Below are 14,035 nucleotides of genomic sequence, written 5' to 3' on the forward strand. Positions count from 1 at the left end.
AGATCCGGATTGGATCCCCGCCAGTACCACGCCCCCTGCGACCAGCAAGGAACTCAGGCGAGCATTCATCGTTTACCCTCCTCGCGTTTGAACGTCTTGACGACGGTTCGGAAGATTTTGGTGTTAGTGCTGCTGGCATCCCACTGGTGGAACGTGACGGCCTTGTCGTTGACGCCGACCAGTTCACCGTCCCGGAAGCGGTACCCGATGGGCAGGGAACGGACGTTCCCGCGGGCATCGGTGACCACGGCCAGGACCTTGCCGTTGGAGACCACCATTCCCTTGACGCCGATGTCATCCACCATGTCCCCCTTGTTGGTCTGCTCCGCATCGGTGGGAGCGGAGAAGGGGTCCCGCTGCAGGGTGGGCCGGTAGGGTGTCGCCCGGACGGCAATTAGGTCGTCGGGGTTGATCCCCTGGTTGGCGGAGAGGGCCGGGGTCGCAACGGATTCCGCGCGGTCCTTGGGGCCTTCCTTGGGTGGGGTGCCCTGGGCGCAGAGCTGCAGGCCGAGCGCCAGGGCGGGTAGGATGGTTGCGATCCGTGCCATGGTCTCAGTCTCCCGTTTCTTTCTTGGCCGGAGCAGGGGCCGGCTTGCGAGCCGGGGTGCCCGCCGGGGCCGCCGGCGGGGCCGGGTTGTAGACGAACGCGCTGACCTTGCAGGTGACGGAGACGGGATACAGGCTGCGGTTGGCTTCCCGCTTGAGGGCCATCTCGCTCAGGTTGATGATCTTCTCGTAACCGGAGATCAGGGAGGCGAACTGTCCGAGGGTGTGGTAGCCGGCGCGGAAGGTGAACTGCACCGGGTACTCGGTGTAGTAGTCCTTGGCGATGGGGGCCATGAGCGTGAAGGAGACCTGCTCGATGCCCGCGGTGTCCGCCAGTTTCTTGACGCGGTAGGGAAGCTCGCCGCGGTCGGCGTCGGTGGGCATGATCTTGATCAGCTCGTCGATCACCTTCTCCTGTTCGACGACCTCAGCCTTGAGCTTCTCGTAGTTGGCCTTGAGGGCGTATCCCTTGGCGACGTCCGCCTGGAGACCCTGGTTGACCGTCTTGAGGCCCGCGAGCTCATCCCGTTTGCCTTGCAGGAAGAAGACGATGAGGATGGCCAGCATCAATCCAGCCAGGCCACCGATCAGCAGTTGTTTCTGAAGTTGCGAGTTCATGGCTACCTCAGGCCGAATTCTTCAAATCACAGGAGATGGTGAATTCGACGGTGCGTCCGTTCTTGTTGGCGGCCGGGTAGTTGACGTTCTTGAACCACTTGGTCTGTTCCACCAGGCGGTTCCGGAACTGGTTGACGGCCTCGAAACTGGAGCTCTCGCCCTTGATGTTGATGCTGAGTCCCTTCTGGCTGATCTCCCGGAACCAGACGTCGTCCGGCAGGGCATTGGCGAGCTCCTCCAGGAAGTGGACGGGGAGGTGCTGGAATGACTTGAGCGCCATCATCACCTCCTTTTTCTTCTGGAGCATCTCCTTCTGGGACCTGAACTTGCGCTCAAGTTCCATGTACTTCTCGAGTTCCTTCTTCTTGGCCTCGAGTTCGACCTTGGTGCGCTGTTCGCGCTCGATCTGCGAATTGAGCATGACGTAGTAGATGCCGCCCGCCGATGCGATGAGCAGGCCGAAAAGCACCCCTGCGATGGGAAGACTCGGGCGCCCGGTGGCCGCGGAATCGGCGTAGACCGGGACGGCCTCGGCCTTTTCGGCCTTCTTCCCACCCACCTGGGCGAGCGTGTCTCCCAGAAGGTTGATCTTGATCATCGGTCCCCCACTTGGCGCAAGGCCAATCCGACCGCAACAGCGGCCGTGCAGCCGACTCCATTGACCACGGCCGGGTCCAGACTCCGCTCATCCATTTCGAGGAGCTGGAAGGGATTCAGCCGATCCACGGAAACCCTCAGACGATCCCCGAGAATCTCGGGCAGTTTGTCCACCTTGGCGCTGCCGCCGCAGAGGAGGACCCGGTCGAGGCGGTCCACCTTGAAGCTGGAGCGGAAGAAGTCGATGGTCCGGCCGAGCTCATCGGCGAACCCGTCGGAAACGGAGGAAAGGGAGGGCTCGACCTCCTCGGGGGTCCGGCCCTCGGCGGCCCGGCCTTCCTTGAGCAGTTCCGCGGCCTCGCGGCTCACGCCCCAGTCCTCCATGAGCTTGTCCGTGAACCGGTGGCCGCCCCAGGCGATATCGCGCCAGAAAAGCGACTTGCGGCCCACAAGCATGGTCAGGTTCGTGAACTGGGCGCCGATGTTGACCAGGGCCACCACTTCGTCACGCCCTCCCGGGGGTGAATTGATCTCGTAGGCGTTCTGGATGGCGAACACGTCCACGTCCACCAGGACGGAACGGGCGCCCGCCATGGCGACGCAACCGATGTAGGACTCGATCTTGTCCTTTCGGCAGGCCACCAGGACCACGTCCATGTTCCCTTCCGCGGGGCGCTCCTCCAGGACCGCGAAGTCCAGGGCGTAGGCGTCCAGGCCCTGGCCGGCCGGGAAGAAGCTTTCCGCCTCCCACCGCACCGATTCCGCCAGTTCCGTGGGGCTCATGAGGGGGAAGGTCACTTTCTTGACCATCACCTGCTGCCCCGCCACGGAAATGGCCACGTCCCGGGCCTTGATCTTCTGCTCCGCGAGCACCTGGCGGATGGCCGCGGCCACCGCGTTGCTGTCCATGATGTCCCCGTCGACGATCGCGTCGAAGGGGAGCGGGGCTATGCCAAGTTTCTGGAGCCGATACCGCTGGCCCGCGCCTTTGCCTAGCACCTGCAGTTCACAGACCTTTACGGAACTGGACCCAATGTCCAGGCCCACGAGCTGGTTTTTTTTGCCACCGAAAAGACCCACTTGGAGCCTCGCTTTAGTTGATTAGGCGGTTCAGTTTAACCTTTATATCGTTCCGGTCAACCGAATGTTGGTATCAAACATTTTTATCCGGGTCGAACGCGACGATGACGACGGTGATGTTGTCCTCGCCCCCATTGCCCATGGCTTTGGCAATCAAGCGCCCTGCGGCTTCTTCCATGTCCGGGGCATTCTGGACTATTTCCCAGATTTCCCCATCTTGAACCATTCCTGACAGTCCATCGGAGCAAAGCAAGATCCGGTCCAACTCCTTGACCTGGATCTCCCGCACCGAAATGTCCAGTTCCCCTCCGTTGCCCAGGGCCTGGGTGATGACGTTGCGGAAGGGATGGCGCCGGGCCTCGTCGGGGGTCAGGATCCCGTTTGCGACCTGCTCGGCCACCCAGGAGTGGTCCCGGGTGACCTGCTGGATCCCGTCGCCGTTCAGCAGGTAGGCCCGGCTGTCCCCCACGTGGACGAGGGTGACGGTGTCCGCGTTGACCAGGCAGGCCACGACGGTGGAGCCCATGGACTCGCGCTCGGGGTTGGACCGGATGTCGTTGAGGATGCCCTGGTCGGCCAGGAGAAGCGCCGCCTTGAGGCGGTTTCCGTCGTAGGGCAGCGCGGTGTCGTACTCCACGGGCCACGTCTTGTCCCGCTCCACCGTGTGGGTGATGAACTGGCCGACCTTCTCCACCACGATCTGGCTGGCCACCTCACCGGCGGCGTGCCCGCCGAGCCCATCGGCGACCACGTACAGGCCCAGGTCAGGTTCCATGAGGAAGTTGTCTTCATTGTGCTTGCGAACGCACCCGACTTCCGTCCGTCCCGCTGCCGCCACCCGCATGCTCAACCCCTTTTGAATAGCTTTTCCAGCTTGATCCGCGTCTCCGCGACGAGTTCGTTCCACTGCTCGCCCAGGCTCGCCATCTGTTCCTTGGCCTTGCCCTTCGGGTTGGTGGACTTCCCGGGCTGCCTGAAGATCGCGTGGTCGGGGGCCAGGTTGTGCACGGTCTCCCAGAGCCGGGTGGCCCTGGCCTGCATCCCCAGCCCCTGGAACGTCTGGGCCAGCAGGATCATGGAATCGACGTCCTTGGGGTTGAGCTTGATGGCCGTCTCCAGCGCCTTCACCTTGCCGCGGGCGTCGCCGCCGGTGGCTTCCAGCACCTTGCCGTGAAGGGCGTGGAACTCGGGACGTTCGTTGTCCAGGCGCAGGGCGTAGAGGATCAGCGCCAGGGAGCGCCCGTAGGCGCGGCCGTCGTACGCGCCCTGGGCATCCTTGAACCACTCGTCCGCGGTCTTGGGAACCGCCGTGCGGTCCGGGCCCTCATCGAGCTGGATCGCGGGCGCGGACGCGGGTGCGGCCACCTGGGGCTGGGCCCGCACAGGCTCCGGTGCCGGCGCGGCGGCGGCCCGGCCGGGAGTGTCCTTGAGCATGCCGAAGGCCTCCGCCAGCATGCGGAAGCGCCGCTCCGCATCGGCCTTCGCTTCGCCCGTGAACCGGTCCGGGTGCCACTGCTTGGCCATCCGGTGGTAGGCCGCCTTGATCTCCTCGATCGAGGCGCCTGGCGAAATTTCCAGCACTTCGTATGGGTTCATCTCAGTTCCATGGCGAACGGGAGCATCTCGGGGTGTGGGGTGTGTCCTGTGTGTCTGTGATATTAACCCAGGACTCTTGGGAAAAAGAAAGGGGACAATCGTGTCCCGCGGCGGAACCCGCCAAGGATCTCCCGGTCCGGAAAGACCTTTGGCCCAGATCCCCGATGCTTGGAGAATCTATCTCAATATCGCGTTTGGTGGCACACTCGAAGCGGAGGCGGAAGGTGGGCATGGGTCCGGGTTCGTTGGCAGATCTTAGGGATGGGCTGGAGGCGGGGGATCTTTCCGCCACCTTCCTTGCCCTCGGCTGCCTCGATCGCATGACCGCCCTCGAGCCGCGGCTCAACGCGACCGCCCACCGGGATGCCGCCCTGACCCTCGCCGCGGCGCGGGCCGCCGACGCGCGCCTGGCCCGGGGGGAGCGCACGCCGGTCCTGGGCATCCCCGTGGTCCTCAAGGACAACCTCCACTGGAAGGGGGCCCCCGTGGGCAACGGCTCCCGCATCCAGGGGAACTACCGGGCCCCCTACGACGCCACGGTGGTGCGCCGCCTCCTGGAGGCCGGGGCCGTGCCGGTGGCCAAGGCCGCCATGGACGAGTTCGCCATGGGCTCCAGCGGCGAGCACTGCGCCACGGGCCCCGCCCGCAATCCCTGGGACCTGGCCCGCGTGCCGGGGGGCAGTTCCTCGGGTTCCGTGGTCGCCGTGGCCGCGGGCTACGCCCCCTTCGCCCTGGGCACCGACACGGGCGGATCCGTGCGGCTGCCCGGGAGCTTCTGCAACGTGACCGCCCTGCGGCCCACCTACGGCGCCCTGAGCCGCTACGGCGTCACCGCCATGGCGTCGTCCCTGGACGTGGTCGGGCCCGTGGCCGGGTCCGCCCGGGACCTGGCGGCGGCCTTCTCCGTCATGGCCGGCGCGGACCCCCTGGACGCCACCAGCGTCGACCTGCCCGGGCGGGAGCGCCTGGCGGAACTGCGGCCCCGCGCGCTCCGGGGCCTCCGGATCGGCCTGCCCCGCGACGCGTTCGGCGAAGGCGTCGACGCCGGCGTCAGGACCGTCCTGGAGGCGGCGCTCCACGACCTGGAAGCCCAGGGCGCCGAGCTGGTGGAGGTCACCCTGCCCCACGCCCCCTACGCCATCGACACCTACTACCTCCTCAACACCGCCGAGGTCTCCAGCAACCTCTCCCGCTTCGACGGCGTGCGGTACGGCGCCCGGGTGCCTTCGGACACCCTGGACGGCATGGTGGCCGGAACCCGGGACGCGGGCCTGGGCATGGAGGCCAAGCGCCGCATCCTGCTCGGAGCCTTCTGCCTGTCCAAGGGCTACTACGAGGCCTTCTACCTGAAGGCCCAGAAGGTGCGGACCCTCATCGCCCGGGATTTCACCGACGCCTTCGGGAAGGTGGACGTGCTGGCCACCCCCGTGAGCCCCGCCACGGCCTTTCCGCTGGGGGCCCGGACCGCCGACCCCCTTTCCATGTATCTGTCGGACGTCCTCACCGTCACCCCGGCGCTGGCGTCCCTCCCCGCCCTTTCCATGCCGGCGGGGTTCGCCGCGGGCCTGCCGGTGGGCCTGCAGCTGATCGGCCCCTCCCTTTCGGATGTCCCCTTGCTGGAACTGGCCCACGCCTACCAGCTGATCACCAAGCATCACACTGAGGCACCCCGCCTCGACAGTTAGGAGCACGCAATGGCATTCGACGTCGTCATGCCCCAGATGGGGGAATCCATCGCCGAGGCTACGATCCTGAAGTGGCACCGGCAGCCCGGTGAAGCCATCGGCAAGGACGAGACCCTCTACGAGATCTCCACGGACAAGGTGGACGCGGAGATCCCCGCGCCCATCGCCGGCACCCTGCTGGAGATCCTCGTGGACGTGAATGCGACGGTCCCCGTGGGCACCGTGGTGGCGCGCATCGGGGCCGCCGGCGAGAAGCCCGCCGCGGGCAAGGCCGAGGCCCCCGCGCAGGCGCCCGCCGCGGTGGCCCAGGCCGCGGCCGCCCCCGAAGCCCCCGCCCCCGCCGAGGACACCCTCGAGGGCCGCCTGCGTACCCGTTCCAGCCCCCTGGTGCGCCGCATGGCCCAGGACCACGGCGTGGACCTGGCCGGCGTGCCGGGTTCGGGCATGATGGGCCGGGTCACCAAGCAGGACATGGAGGCCTACCTGGCCGCCAAGCCCGCGCCCTCCGCGGCCCCTGCCCCGTCCTCGGCCGCCAAGGCCGCCCCGGCCGCGCCGCCCGCGCCGCCCGTCCCGGCCTTCGCCCCGGGCGAGCGGGTCCGGGTGGAGCCCATGACCCGCATGCGCAAGATCATCAGCGACAACATGGTGCTCTCCAAGCACACCAGCGCCCACGTCTACACCGTGTTCGAGATCGACATGTCCAACGTGTCCCGGCTGCGCGCCCGGCACAAGCAGGCCTTCGAGGCCGCCTACGGCACCAGGCTGAGCTACATGCCCTTCGCCATGATGGCCGCCGTGAAGGCCCTCCGGGCCTATCCCGTGGTCAACGCCAGCGTCGACGGGGATTCCATCGTCTACAAGCAGGACGTGCACCTGGGCATCGCCGTGGCCCTGGACTGGGGCCTCATCGTCCCGGTGGTGAAGAACGCCGACCAGCTCAACCTGGGAGGCCTGGCCCTGGCGCTCAACGACCTGGCCGGCCGCGCCCGCTCCAAGCAGCTCAAGCCCGACGAGATCTCCGGGGGCACCTTCACCATCACGAACCCCGGCGTCTTCGGCGACACCTTCGGCCTGCCGGTGATCAACCAGCCCCAGGTGGCCATCATGGGCATGGGCGCCGTCAAGAAGCGCCCCGTGGTCGTGACCGACGACCAGGGCCAGGACCTCCTGGCCATCCGGGAGGTGATGTTCAGCGCCCTCAGCTTCGATCACCGCATCATCGACGGTTCCACCGCGGACCTGTTCATGGCCGCCGTGAAGAAGGAGCTGGAGACCTCGGACTTCGGGCTGGCCTAGGAGGCTGTCCAGGTATTACTCGGCCCCGCGACGGCGCCTGGAAGCCCGATTATCGAGCGCAAGACCCGCAGGAAATATAGGTCATATTTTCAAGGGGCTTGCACACGAGAAGCGGGCTTCCAGGCGCCGCCCTTCGGGTGATGGCAGCGGCCACGGCAATCCCGCGTTACGCTCGTCGAACGATTACCCGAATCGCTCTCCTCGCGTGCCTTGTCTTGCCATGGCCGGTGCCATCATCGCGGGGCCGAGGAATACCTGGACAGCCTCCTAGTGGTATAAGGTCCAATCCGCCCACTGGACCAGATCTTCCGCATGGGAGCGCCGGATAGTTGAGTGGCCCTGAATTCCCAGGCCTCAACCCCTTCCGGAGCTCCCATGTTTCTGGCACCTTCAGGTCGATTGACCCGCCGAACCGTGTTTTGTGCCTTCCTTGCCGTGACAGCGGCAGGGTTGGCGTACGCGAGTCCTTCAGGCCAGGTTTCCCAGGCTTCCGCCCTCAGGCCGGGGGATCCGGCGCCTGGGATCAAGGCGGCCCTCTGGATCAAGGGTCAGCCTGTCACCTCCTTCCAGAAGGGCCGGATCTACGTCCTGGAATTCTGGGCAACCTGGTGCGGCCCATGCCGGGCGAGCATTCCCGAAGTGACCAAGGTCGCAGCGGCCTTCAAGGACACCGTGACGGTCATCGGGGTCAACGTCTGGGAGAACTCCGGATCGACCACGGCGACCGAAGAAAAGGAGGCCCGCCTCGACACGTGGGTCAAGCGATTCGTCGGCTCCATGGGTCCCCAGATGGCCTACACGGTCTGCAGGGACACCCGGGACGGGTTCATGGCCCGGACCTGGCTCGAGGCCGCGGGCATCACCGGGATTCCCGCCACGATCGTGGTGGACCGGGAGGGTCGCGTCGCATGGATCGGCCACCCCCTCGATCTGGGCAAGACCCTGAAGGCCATGGTCGACGGGACCTTCAGGATTGAACAGGCCGCGCCGGCGAAGGCGTCGAAGGAGGAAACGGACAAGAAGGATGAGGCCTCCCGGATGGAATTCGCCGCCATCATGAAAACCTGGGCAGCCCAGCAGCCCTCGCTCTCCGCGGCCAAGGAGGCCAAGGACTGGAAGCGGCTCCTGGAACTCACGGAGACCTGCGAGCGGGATCACCCGGAGATCCGGCCCCTGGTGATGAGCTACCGGCTGAAGGCGCTGATCGAGGCGGCGCCTGAAAAGGCCTTCGCCTACATGGACGCATGCACGAAGAACGGCACCTTCAAGGAGTACTACAACGCCGCCTCCATCATCGCCGCGGACCCCGCCCTGGGCGCGAACTGGTTCACCAAAGCCCTTGAATACATCACGAAGGCGGCCGCGACGCCGGACGGCGACATCGAGGAGGTACGAACCCTGCGGTTCACCCTGCTCCTTCGCCTGGATCCCCGCAAGGCCCGGAAGGAGCTCGAGGACGCCCGCGGGCGCGCCTCGGAAAAGGACGGCTACCACCTCGCGCAGCTGGCGAGGACCCTCATCCGGGAAGATGGAATGGACACCGCCTGGTACCGGTGCGCCACGGACATCCTGGAACCGATGATCAAGATACCCAACGATCGCATCATGCTCGGGTACGACCTTGCGCTGGGCTACCACAAGGCGGGACTGGCCGCGAAGGCCTGGGCGGCAAGGCAGGAGTACCTCGCCGCCCTGGAGGCGCATGGCACCGACCCCTCGACCCTCCGGGAATCCATGGCGGGCCTCGAAGATATCCGGAAGCCGAACCCCTGAGACCGTGGGCGTCCGGCGCCCCCTACCGGGGCGCCGGACGGGCCGCCAAAGCCTTCACCGCGGACGCGAGGATGTCGACGGCCCGGTCCAGCTCCTCCGGATTGGCCTGCGTGAATCCCATCCTGAAGGCCGGTTCAGGGGCGCCGAAGAAGTACCGGGAGGGCGGGTCCAGGAGGAGCCCCATCGCCCGGGCCCGCGCCACAAGCTCCTCGGCGTCAAGCGGCTGGCGGACCCGGATCCAGAGGCCCATGCCCGCAGGCGGAGCGGCCACCTCCAGCCAGGGGTCGAGCCTGGACGCGAGGGCCCGCACCAGGTGGTCGCGCCGTTCCATATAGGTCCGCCGAACCTTGCGCACGTGGTTTTCCAGGTCGCCGTCGCGGAAGAGATCGGCCACCGCCCATTCGAAGGCCGGATCCCCCAGGTCCCCGCGGGAGGCCTTCTTCCTCGCGACGAAGGGCATGACCTGCTCCGGCAGGATCAGGTAGCCCAGGCGCAGGCCCGGCGCGAGCAGCCGCGAAATGGAGCCGAGGTGGACGACCTGGCCGGTGCGGTCCCTGGCCAGGAGGGAGGAAGGACGCTGGGGGGTGTAATGGAAGGCGGCATCGTAATCATCCTCGATGATGGCGATGCGGCGGATGCCGGCCAACTCCACAAGCCGGGCGGCCCGCGCCTCCGAAAGGGGGACGCCCGTGGGGAACTGGCAGCGCGGGGTGACGTAGATGCCCTTGATTTCCTCCCGGTCCAGGGTGCGCTCGAGGCCGTCCACCCGCATTCCCTCCCCGTCCACGGGGACCGGGACGAGCCGGAGCCCCAGATCCCGCTGGAGGATCTCCCACGCGGCCCCGTTCCCGGGGTTCTCCACGAGCACCGCGTCTCCGGGCCTGAAAAGGCAACTGGCCAGCAGGGTGAGGCCTCCCCGGCTGCCCCGGGTCACCAGGACGCGTTCCGGGCTGACCGGGGTGCATAGGCGCAGACTCGTCCAGGTGGCGATGGCTTGCCGCAGCAGGAGGCTGCCCAGGACGTCCTTGCCGCCGAGCAGATCCGGTCCGTGCCTGCGAAGGGCGCGCTGGTAGGCCAGGGCCAGGCCCTCAGAGGGAGCCAGGCGCGGGTCCGCCACGCCGTCCGCAAGCCGCAAGGTGCCCTCCTCCAGGGTGGAGAGGGGCTTCAGGTAGCTGGGAAGGTGGAACCCCAGGGAGGACTCCGCCTCCGGGGTCCCCGGCCCACCGGCGTCGAAGGAGGGAAGATCCGTGGCCACGAAGGTTCCGTGGCAGGCCTTGGCCACGAGCCAGCCCTCCGCCTCCAACTCCTGGAAGGCGGGAATGATGGTCTGCCGGTGGACGCCCAGCATGGTCGCCAGGATCCGCGAGCCCGGCAGGGCCATGCCGGGCTGGAGGCGTCCGTCGTGAATGGCCTTTCGAAGGGTGCGGGCCACGCGATGAACGAGGGTCAAGCCGGGCGTGTCATCCAGGAGGAGGTTCAGTTCGTTCGCGCGCATGTCACAGGAAGAGATGGAGGTAATCGTTCATCAGCCGTCCGGACGGTTCCGGGAGCGTTCCCTGGTCACGGGCCAGGACCTCCATTCTGGGGCCGATCCGGTTCCGGAGGTTGGGATTGGCGACCAAAGCCCGCCGGAAGGCTTCCCGGGCCCGCCCCAGGTGCAGGAGCCTGCGGTGCGGATCCTTCTCCTGCCGGGCCAGGGCCAGGTGGAGCTCCCCTTCAATCGCCAGGGATCTCCCCCGGTGGGGGGGAGGCACCCAGATGGGGCGGACCACCACACCCTGGTCCTTTCCCGAGGCGGCGCGCCCGTATTCCTGCGCGGAACGGATTTCTTCCAGGCCGATCCCGAGCGATCCCTCCCCGCCGTCCAGAAGGCACGCCAGCGCGCGGGTCTCCCTGCCCAGGGACGGGGGCAGCGGGGACCGGGTCCTGGCGTCCTGGCCTACGATGGATCGCGTTTCCGTCAGGAGGGCGTCAAGGGACCTGCCCTGGATCCGTTCCCGGCAGGCCCGCGAGAGCCGGGCCCGGAGGAGCAGCCAGGTGAACCTCGGCGAGGCCGCCGGGCCGATCCTTCCCTCGAGGCGGGTCCCCAGGGCCCGCCACGCGTCCTCCGTATCGAAGATCCAGGCCTGGAGGAGGTCAAGATGAAGTTCCAATTCGCTTCGCAAGGGGGCTGCCGGAGGGATCCGGGCAAGCTGGGCCAGACCGTTCCGCCAGGCGTCCTGGGCGTTCCCGCCCGTGAGCAGGGCGTGCTCGGCCTCCACGATGCTGGCGCGGCACCGCAGGGCGGCATCGGGTCCCTCCAGGGACTGGCCGCCGAGACGTTCCCGGATGGCGTCGAGGCGGCCGGGATCGAGTCCGCATTGCGTGAAGGCATCACCCGCCTCGGCCTTGAACCAGGCGAGATTGTCCGCAAGGGCCTGGCTCCTGGGGAACCAGGCGGGAGACCTTTCCAACCAGTCCAGGGCTTCGTTCAACAGCCCCAGGCCGGATTCCCCCTTCCCCCAACGGGCTTCGGCGACTTCAAAGGCCCCGAAGAGCGCCGCGCTGTAGGCGCCCTCGTTCCGGGCCTGCCAGGCCTGGGCCGCCGAGGCCCTCCAGGCCGCCTCGATCGGCCCGGCTTTCCCGCCGGTCTTCAGCTGGTTCGCCAGCATGAGGTATTTCTGCCCAAGGAGATCCTTGTCCGTAGGGGAAACCGAAAGGCCCAGTTCGGCCCATTGCCGGGCTTCCTTCCGAAAGCCCGGACGGTTCGCGGGTTCCGTATGGGCATCCTCGGACAAGGACGTGCAGCAAATGGAAAGGAGGTTGTAGATCTGGGGACAGCTGGGCGCAACCTCCAGGGACCGCTTCAGGAGGGCGCGCACTTCAAGGTTCACGGTAGCCGAGGTCTCCGTGCCCGGAGCCACGGTGTGCCCAGGAACCTCCAGCTTCGCCTCGAGGTCCTCGGCGGTGAGGAACCCCGCCTTGAGGCCCATGCATTTGGCCTCTTCGATCCATGCGTAGATTTCGGCCGGGTTGGCCTGCCGGTAGTCCCTGAGCGCGCGGATGAGCGGGTCGAAATCCTGGGGCTTCCGAGGCAGGAAGGGGGCCGTCTTCACAAGGCGCGCCAGCAGGACCTCCTCCGAGGTCCGTTGCCAGCTGAGGAATTCCCGCGCGGGGGCCAGGTAGTTCGAATCCAGTCCTTTGAGGGTCTTCCCGTTCGGCCGGGAGGCGGGATCGCCGAGGACCGAGCCCGCTTCCCGCCGGAACCTTTGGACGAGCGCGAAGGCCTGCCAGACCTTGGCGCCCTTCGTTCGATATCCGAGGTTCCAGGCGATCTCGATTTCCCGTTCCGCTTCCAGGTTGTCCCGGTCGACCAGCAGGCGGACCTGCCCCAGGGCCAGGTGGCCGGGGCCCTGGGCCGCCCGGCCCTGGACACTCACCTCCCTTTCCAGGTCCGCCGCCATCCGCCTGGCCTTCAGGATTTCGCCCTCGATGTTCTGGCGGGGCAGACGGTAGGCATGATCCAGGCAGGACTGGATGTCCTGGACCCGCTTCTGGAACCCATGGTCCCACTCCGCCTGGAGGCTCGCGAAGGCGAGGCGGGATGCGAGGAATGCAGATACGCCGAACGTCACGCACAGGGCCGCGGCGCCCATCCAGATCACCCTGCGGTTCCGGCCGGCCCATTTCCGCATGCGGTAGCCAGGGGCGCCTCCCATCGCCTGGACCGCCTGGCCTCTCCGGAAGCGGGCAAGGTCCTCGGCCAGGGACGCCGCGCTGGGGTATCGGCCGTCCGGTCTTTTCGCCAGGCAGCGATGCGTGATGGCGGCCAGGTCCGCTGGGATGGCAGGATTCCGGGCCTTGACCGGTACCGGATCCGTCCCGGCCATGGCCACCAGCAGGCTAGGCACGGAACCGGCGTCCCAGGGGAGGTTCCCGGTCAGGAGGAGGTACAGGATGACGCCCAGGCTGTACACATCGGATCGCCGGTCGACCTTGTTGATGTCGCCCTGAAGCTGCTCGGGGCTGGCATAGGGCGGCGTGCCCTTCGGGCAGGGCCGCCCGGGGTCCTCCCCGTCGAGGAGGACCATTCCGAAATCCCCGATGGCGGGATGGCACACCCCTTCCGCATCGAGGTACATCAGCAGGTTGTCCAGTTTCAAGTCCAGGTGGATCAGGCCCAGCGTGTGGGCAGCGTCCACCCCCATGGCGGCTTCCTGAACGATCCTCACCTTTTCCAGGAGGGGAAGCCCGGGCCCCACCCGGCCCAGGGTTCCCCCGTTCATCCACTGAAGCACCAGATAGCCGGGGCCGACCTCATGGATCCCGCAGACATTCGGGTGGTCCACCCTGGCCTGGGCGCGGGCCTCCCGAAGGGGCTTGGCGGCGCCGGCCTTCAGGAGCTTCAAGGCCACGGGGCGCTGCAGAAGCGTGTCCACGCCCTTGAAGACCCAGGAGGCTGCCCCTTCCCCAAGGAAGGCCACGGGCTTGTAGCGTCGATCAATCAATTGCAGAGGCGGCATCCGGGACGCATCCGCGGGGCATGGATCCGACCAGGATTCCAGGTCCGTGCCGGCCTCCCCCCCCGGACCGGCCTTCCGGAACTCCTGCTCAATGGAAAGGAGCCTGGCCTGCCAGGCGTCCCCCGCATCGACGCCCCCGTTGAAGGGGGCGTCTTCCGGTTCCGGGCTGCCTGTGGACGCGTTCGGATTCATGGTGGCGGAGGTTCCAGCAGGGTGCGGGGAAACGCGAGCGGCCGTTCGGGATCGGGTGTTGGCGCGGCCTCTGGAGGAAGGGGCTCGCCCCGCCATGGATGAGACGCAAGCACCCAGCATATCATTCCGTCCTGACAACGGATTTCGCGT

At 67.2% G+C, this 14,035-nt stretch carries 11 protein-coding genes; 3 read left to right on the forward strand and 8 right to left on the reverse strand.

What is annotated here, in order from left to right; genetic code table 11:
• Nucleotides 1-65: 65 nt before the first annotated feature.
• The 6 genes from ACZ5LB_RS07395 to ACZ5LB_RS07420 form a co-directional block, all read right to left on the reverse strand.
• Nucleotides 66-548 (reverse strand): hypothetical protein, encoded by a 483-nt coding sequence (locus tag ACZ5LB_RS07395; RefSeq protein ID WP_464605540.1) that lies wholly within the window; start codon nucleotides 546-548, stop codon nucleotides 66-68.
• Nucleotides 549-552: 4 nt separating this feature from the next.
• A complete protein-coding gene (locus ACZ5LB_RS07400) occupies nucleotides 553-1,164 on the reverse strand; it encodes a type IV pilus inner membrane component PilO (RefSeq protein WP_464605541.1) in 612 nt (203 codons plus the stop codon).
• A gap of 7 nt (nucleotides 1,165-1,171) precedes the next feature.
• Nucleotides 1,172-1,762 (reverse strand): PilN domain-containing protein, encoded by a 591-nt coding sequence (locus ACZ5LB_RS07405; RefSeq protein WP_464605542.1) that lies wholly within the window; start codon nucleotides 1,760-1,762, stop codon nucleotides 1,172-1,174.
• Nucleotides 1,759-2,841 carry a type IV pilus assembly protein PilM gene (pilM, locus tag ACZ5LB_RS07410; protein WP_464605543.1) on the reverse strand — a complete coding sequence of 361 codons (1,083 nt, stop codon included), beginning with the start codon at nucleotides 2,839-2,841 and terminating at the stop codon, nucleotides 1,759-1,761. The genes ACZ5LB_RS07405 and pilM overlap by 4 nt, the downstream gene beginning before the upstream one ends.
• A gap of 73 nt (nucleotides 2,842-2,914) precedes the next feature.
• Complete coding sequence (locus ACZ5LB_RS07415; RefSeq protein ID WP_464605544.1) at nucleotides 2,915-3,616, reverse strand: PP2C family protein-serine/threonine phosphatase; 702 nt, start codon at nucleotides 3,614-3,616, stop codon at nucleotides 2,915-2,917.
• Nucleotides 3,617-3,687: 71 nt separating this feature from the next.
• Nucleotides 3,688-4,437, reverse strand: coding sequence for a DnaJ domain-containing protein (locus ACZ5LB_RS07420; protein ID WP_464605545.1), 750 nt, complete (start codon nucleotides 4,435-4,437; stop codon nucleotides 3,688-3,690).
• Nucleotides 4,438-4,667: 230 nt separating this feature from the next.
• Here ACZ5LB_RS07420 and gatA point away from each other — a divergent pair, with 230 nt between their 5' ends.
• The 3 genes from gatA (at nucleotide 4,668) to ACZ5LB_RS07435 (ending at nucleotide 9,191) form a co-directional block, all read left to right on the forward strand.
• On the forward strand, nucleotides 4,668-6,122 hold the full coding sequence (gene gatA, locus ACZ5LB_RS07425) for an Asp-tRNA(Asn)/Glu-tRNA(Gln) amidotransferase subunit GatA (protein ID WP_464605546.1): 1,455 nt from the start codon (nucleotides 4,668-4,670) through the stop codon (nucleotides 6,120-6,122).
• Nucleotides 6,123-6,131: 9 nt separating this feature from the next.
• Nucleotides 6,132-7,418: a dihydrolipoamide acetyltransferase family protein gene (locus ACZ5LB_RS07430; RefSeq protein ID WP_464605547.1), complete on the forward strand. Its 1,287-nt coding sequence runs from the start codon at nucleotides 6,132-6,134 to the stop codon at nucleotides 7,416-7,418.
• A gap of 375 nt (nucleotides 7,419-7,793) precedes the next feature.
• Nucleotides 7,794-9,191, forward strand: coding sequence for a TlpA disulfide reductase family protein (locus ACZ5LB_RS07435; protein ID WP_464605548.1), 1,398 nt, complete (start codon nucleotides 7,794-7,796; stop codon nucleotides 9,189-9,191).
• Between the two features lie 22 nt (nucleotides 9,192-9,213).
• Here the strand turns inward: ACZ5LB_RS07435 and ACZ5LB_RS07440 are convergent, their stop codons facing one another.
• Nucleotides 9,214-10,686 (reverse strand): aminotransferase-like domain-containing protein, encoded by a 1,473-nt coding sequence (locus tag ACZ5LB_RS07440; RefSeq protein ID WP_464605549.1) that lies wholly within the window; start codon nucleotides 10,684-10,686, stop codon nucleotides 9,214-9,216.
• Between the two features lies 1 nt (nucleotide 10,687).
• A complete protein-coding gene (locus ACZ5LB_RS07445; protein ID WP_464605550.1) occupies nucleotides 10,688-13,885 on the reverse strand; it encodes a protein kinase domain-containing protein in 3,198 nt (1,065 codons plus the stop codon).
• Nucleotides 13,886-14,035: the final 150 nt, after the last annotated feature.

The organism is Mesoterricola sp. MK458, from assembly GCF_055384935.1.

Coding starts and splice junctions, on each gene's coding strand:
- ACZ5LB_RS07395 (WP_464605540.1), bottom strand. CDS start 548: ATGGCACGGATCGCAACCATCCTACCCGCCCTGGCGCTCGGCCTGCAG.
- ACZ5LB_RS07400 (WP_464605541.1), bottom strand. CDS start 1,164: ATGAACTCGCAACTTCAGAAACAACTGCTGATCGGTGGCCTGGCTGGA.
- ACZ5LB_RS07405 (WP_464605542.1), bottom strand. CDS start 1,762: ATGATCAAGATCAACCTTCTGGGAGACACGCTCGCCCAGGTGGGTGGG.
- ACZ5LB_RS07415 (WP_464605544.1), bottom strand. CDS start 3,616: ATGGAACCTGACCTGGGCCTGTACGTGGTCGCCGATGGGCTCGGCGGG.
- ACZ5LB_RS07420 (WP_464605545.1), bottom strand. CDS start 4,437: ATGAACCCATACGAAGTGCTGGAAATTTCGCCAGGCGCCTCGATCGAG.
- gatA (WP_464605546.1), top strand. CDS start 4,668: ATGGGTCCGGGTTCGTTGGCAGATCTTAGGGATGGGCTGGAGGCGGGG.
- ACZ5LB_RS07430 (WP_464605547.1), top strand. CDS start 6,132: ATGGCATTCGACGTCGTCATGCCCCAGATGGGGGAATCCATCGCCGAG.
- ACZ5LB_RS07435 (WP_464605548.1), top strand. CDS start 7,794: ATGTTTCTGGCACCTTCAGGTCGATTGACCCGCCGAACCGTGTTTTGT.
- ACZ5LB_RS07440 (WP_464605549.1), bottom strand. CDS start 10,686: ATGCGCGCGAACGAACTGAACCTCCTCCTGGATGACACGCCCGGCTTG.
- ACZ5LB_RS07445 (WP_464605550.1), bottom strand. CDS start 13,885: ATGAATCCGAACGCGTCCACAGGCAGCCCGGAACCGGAAGACGCCCCC.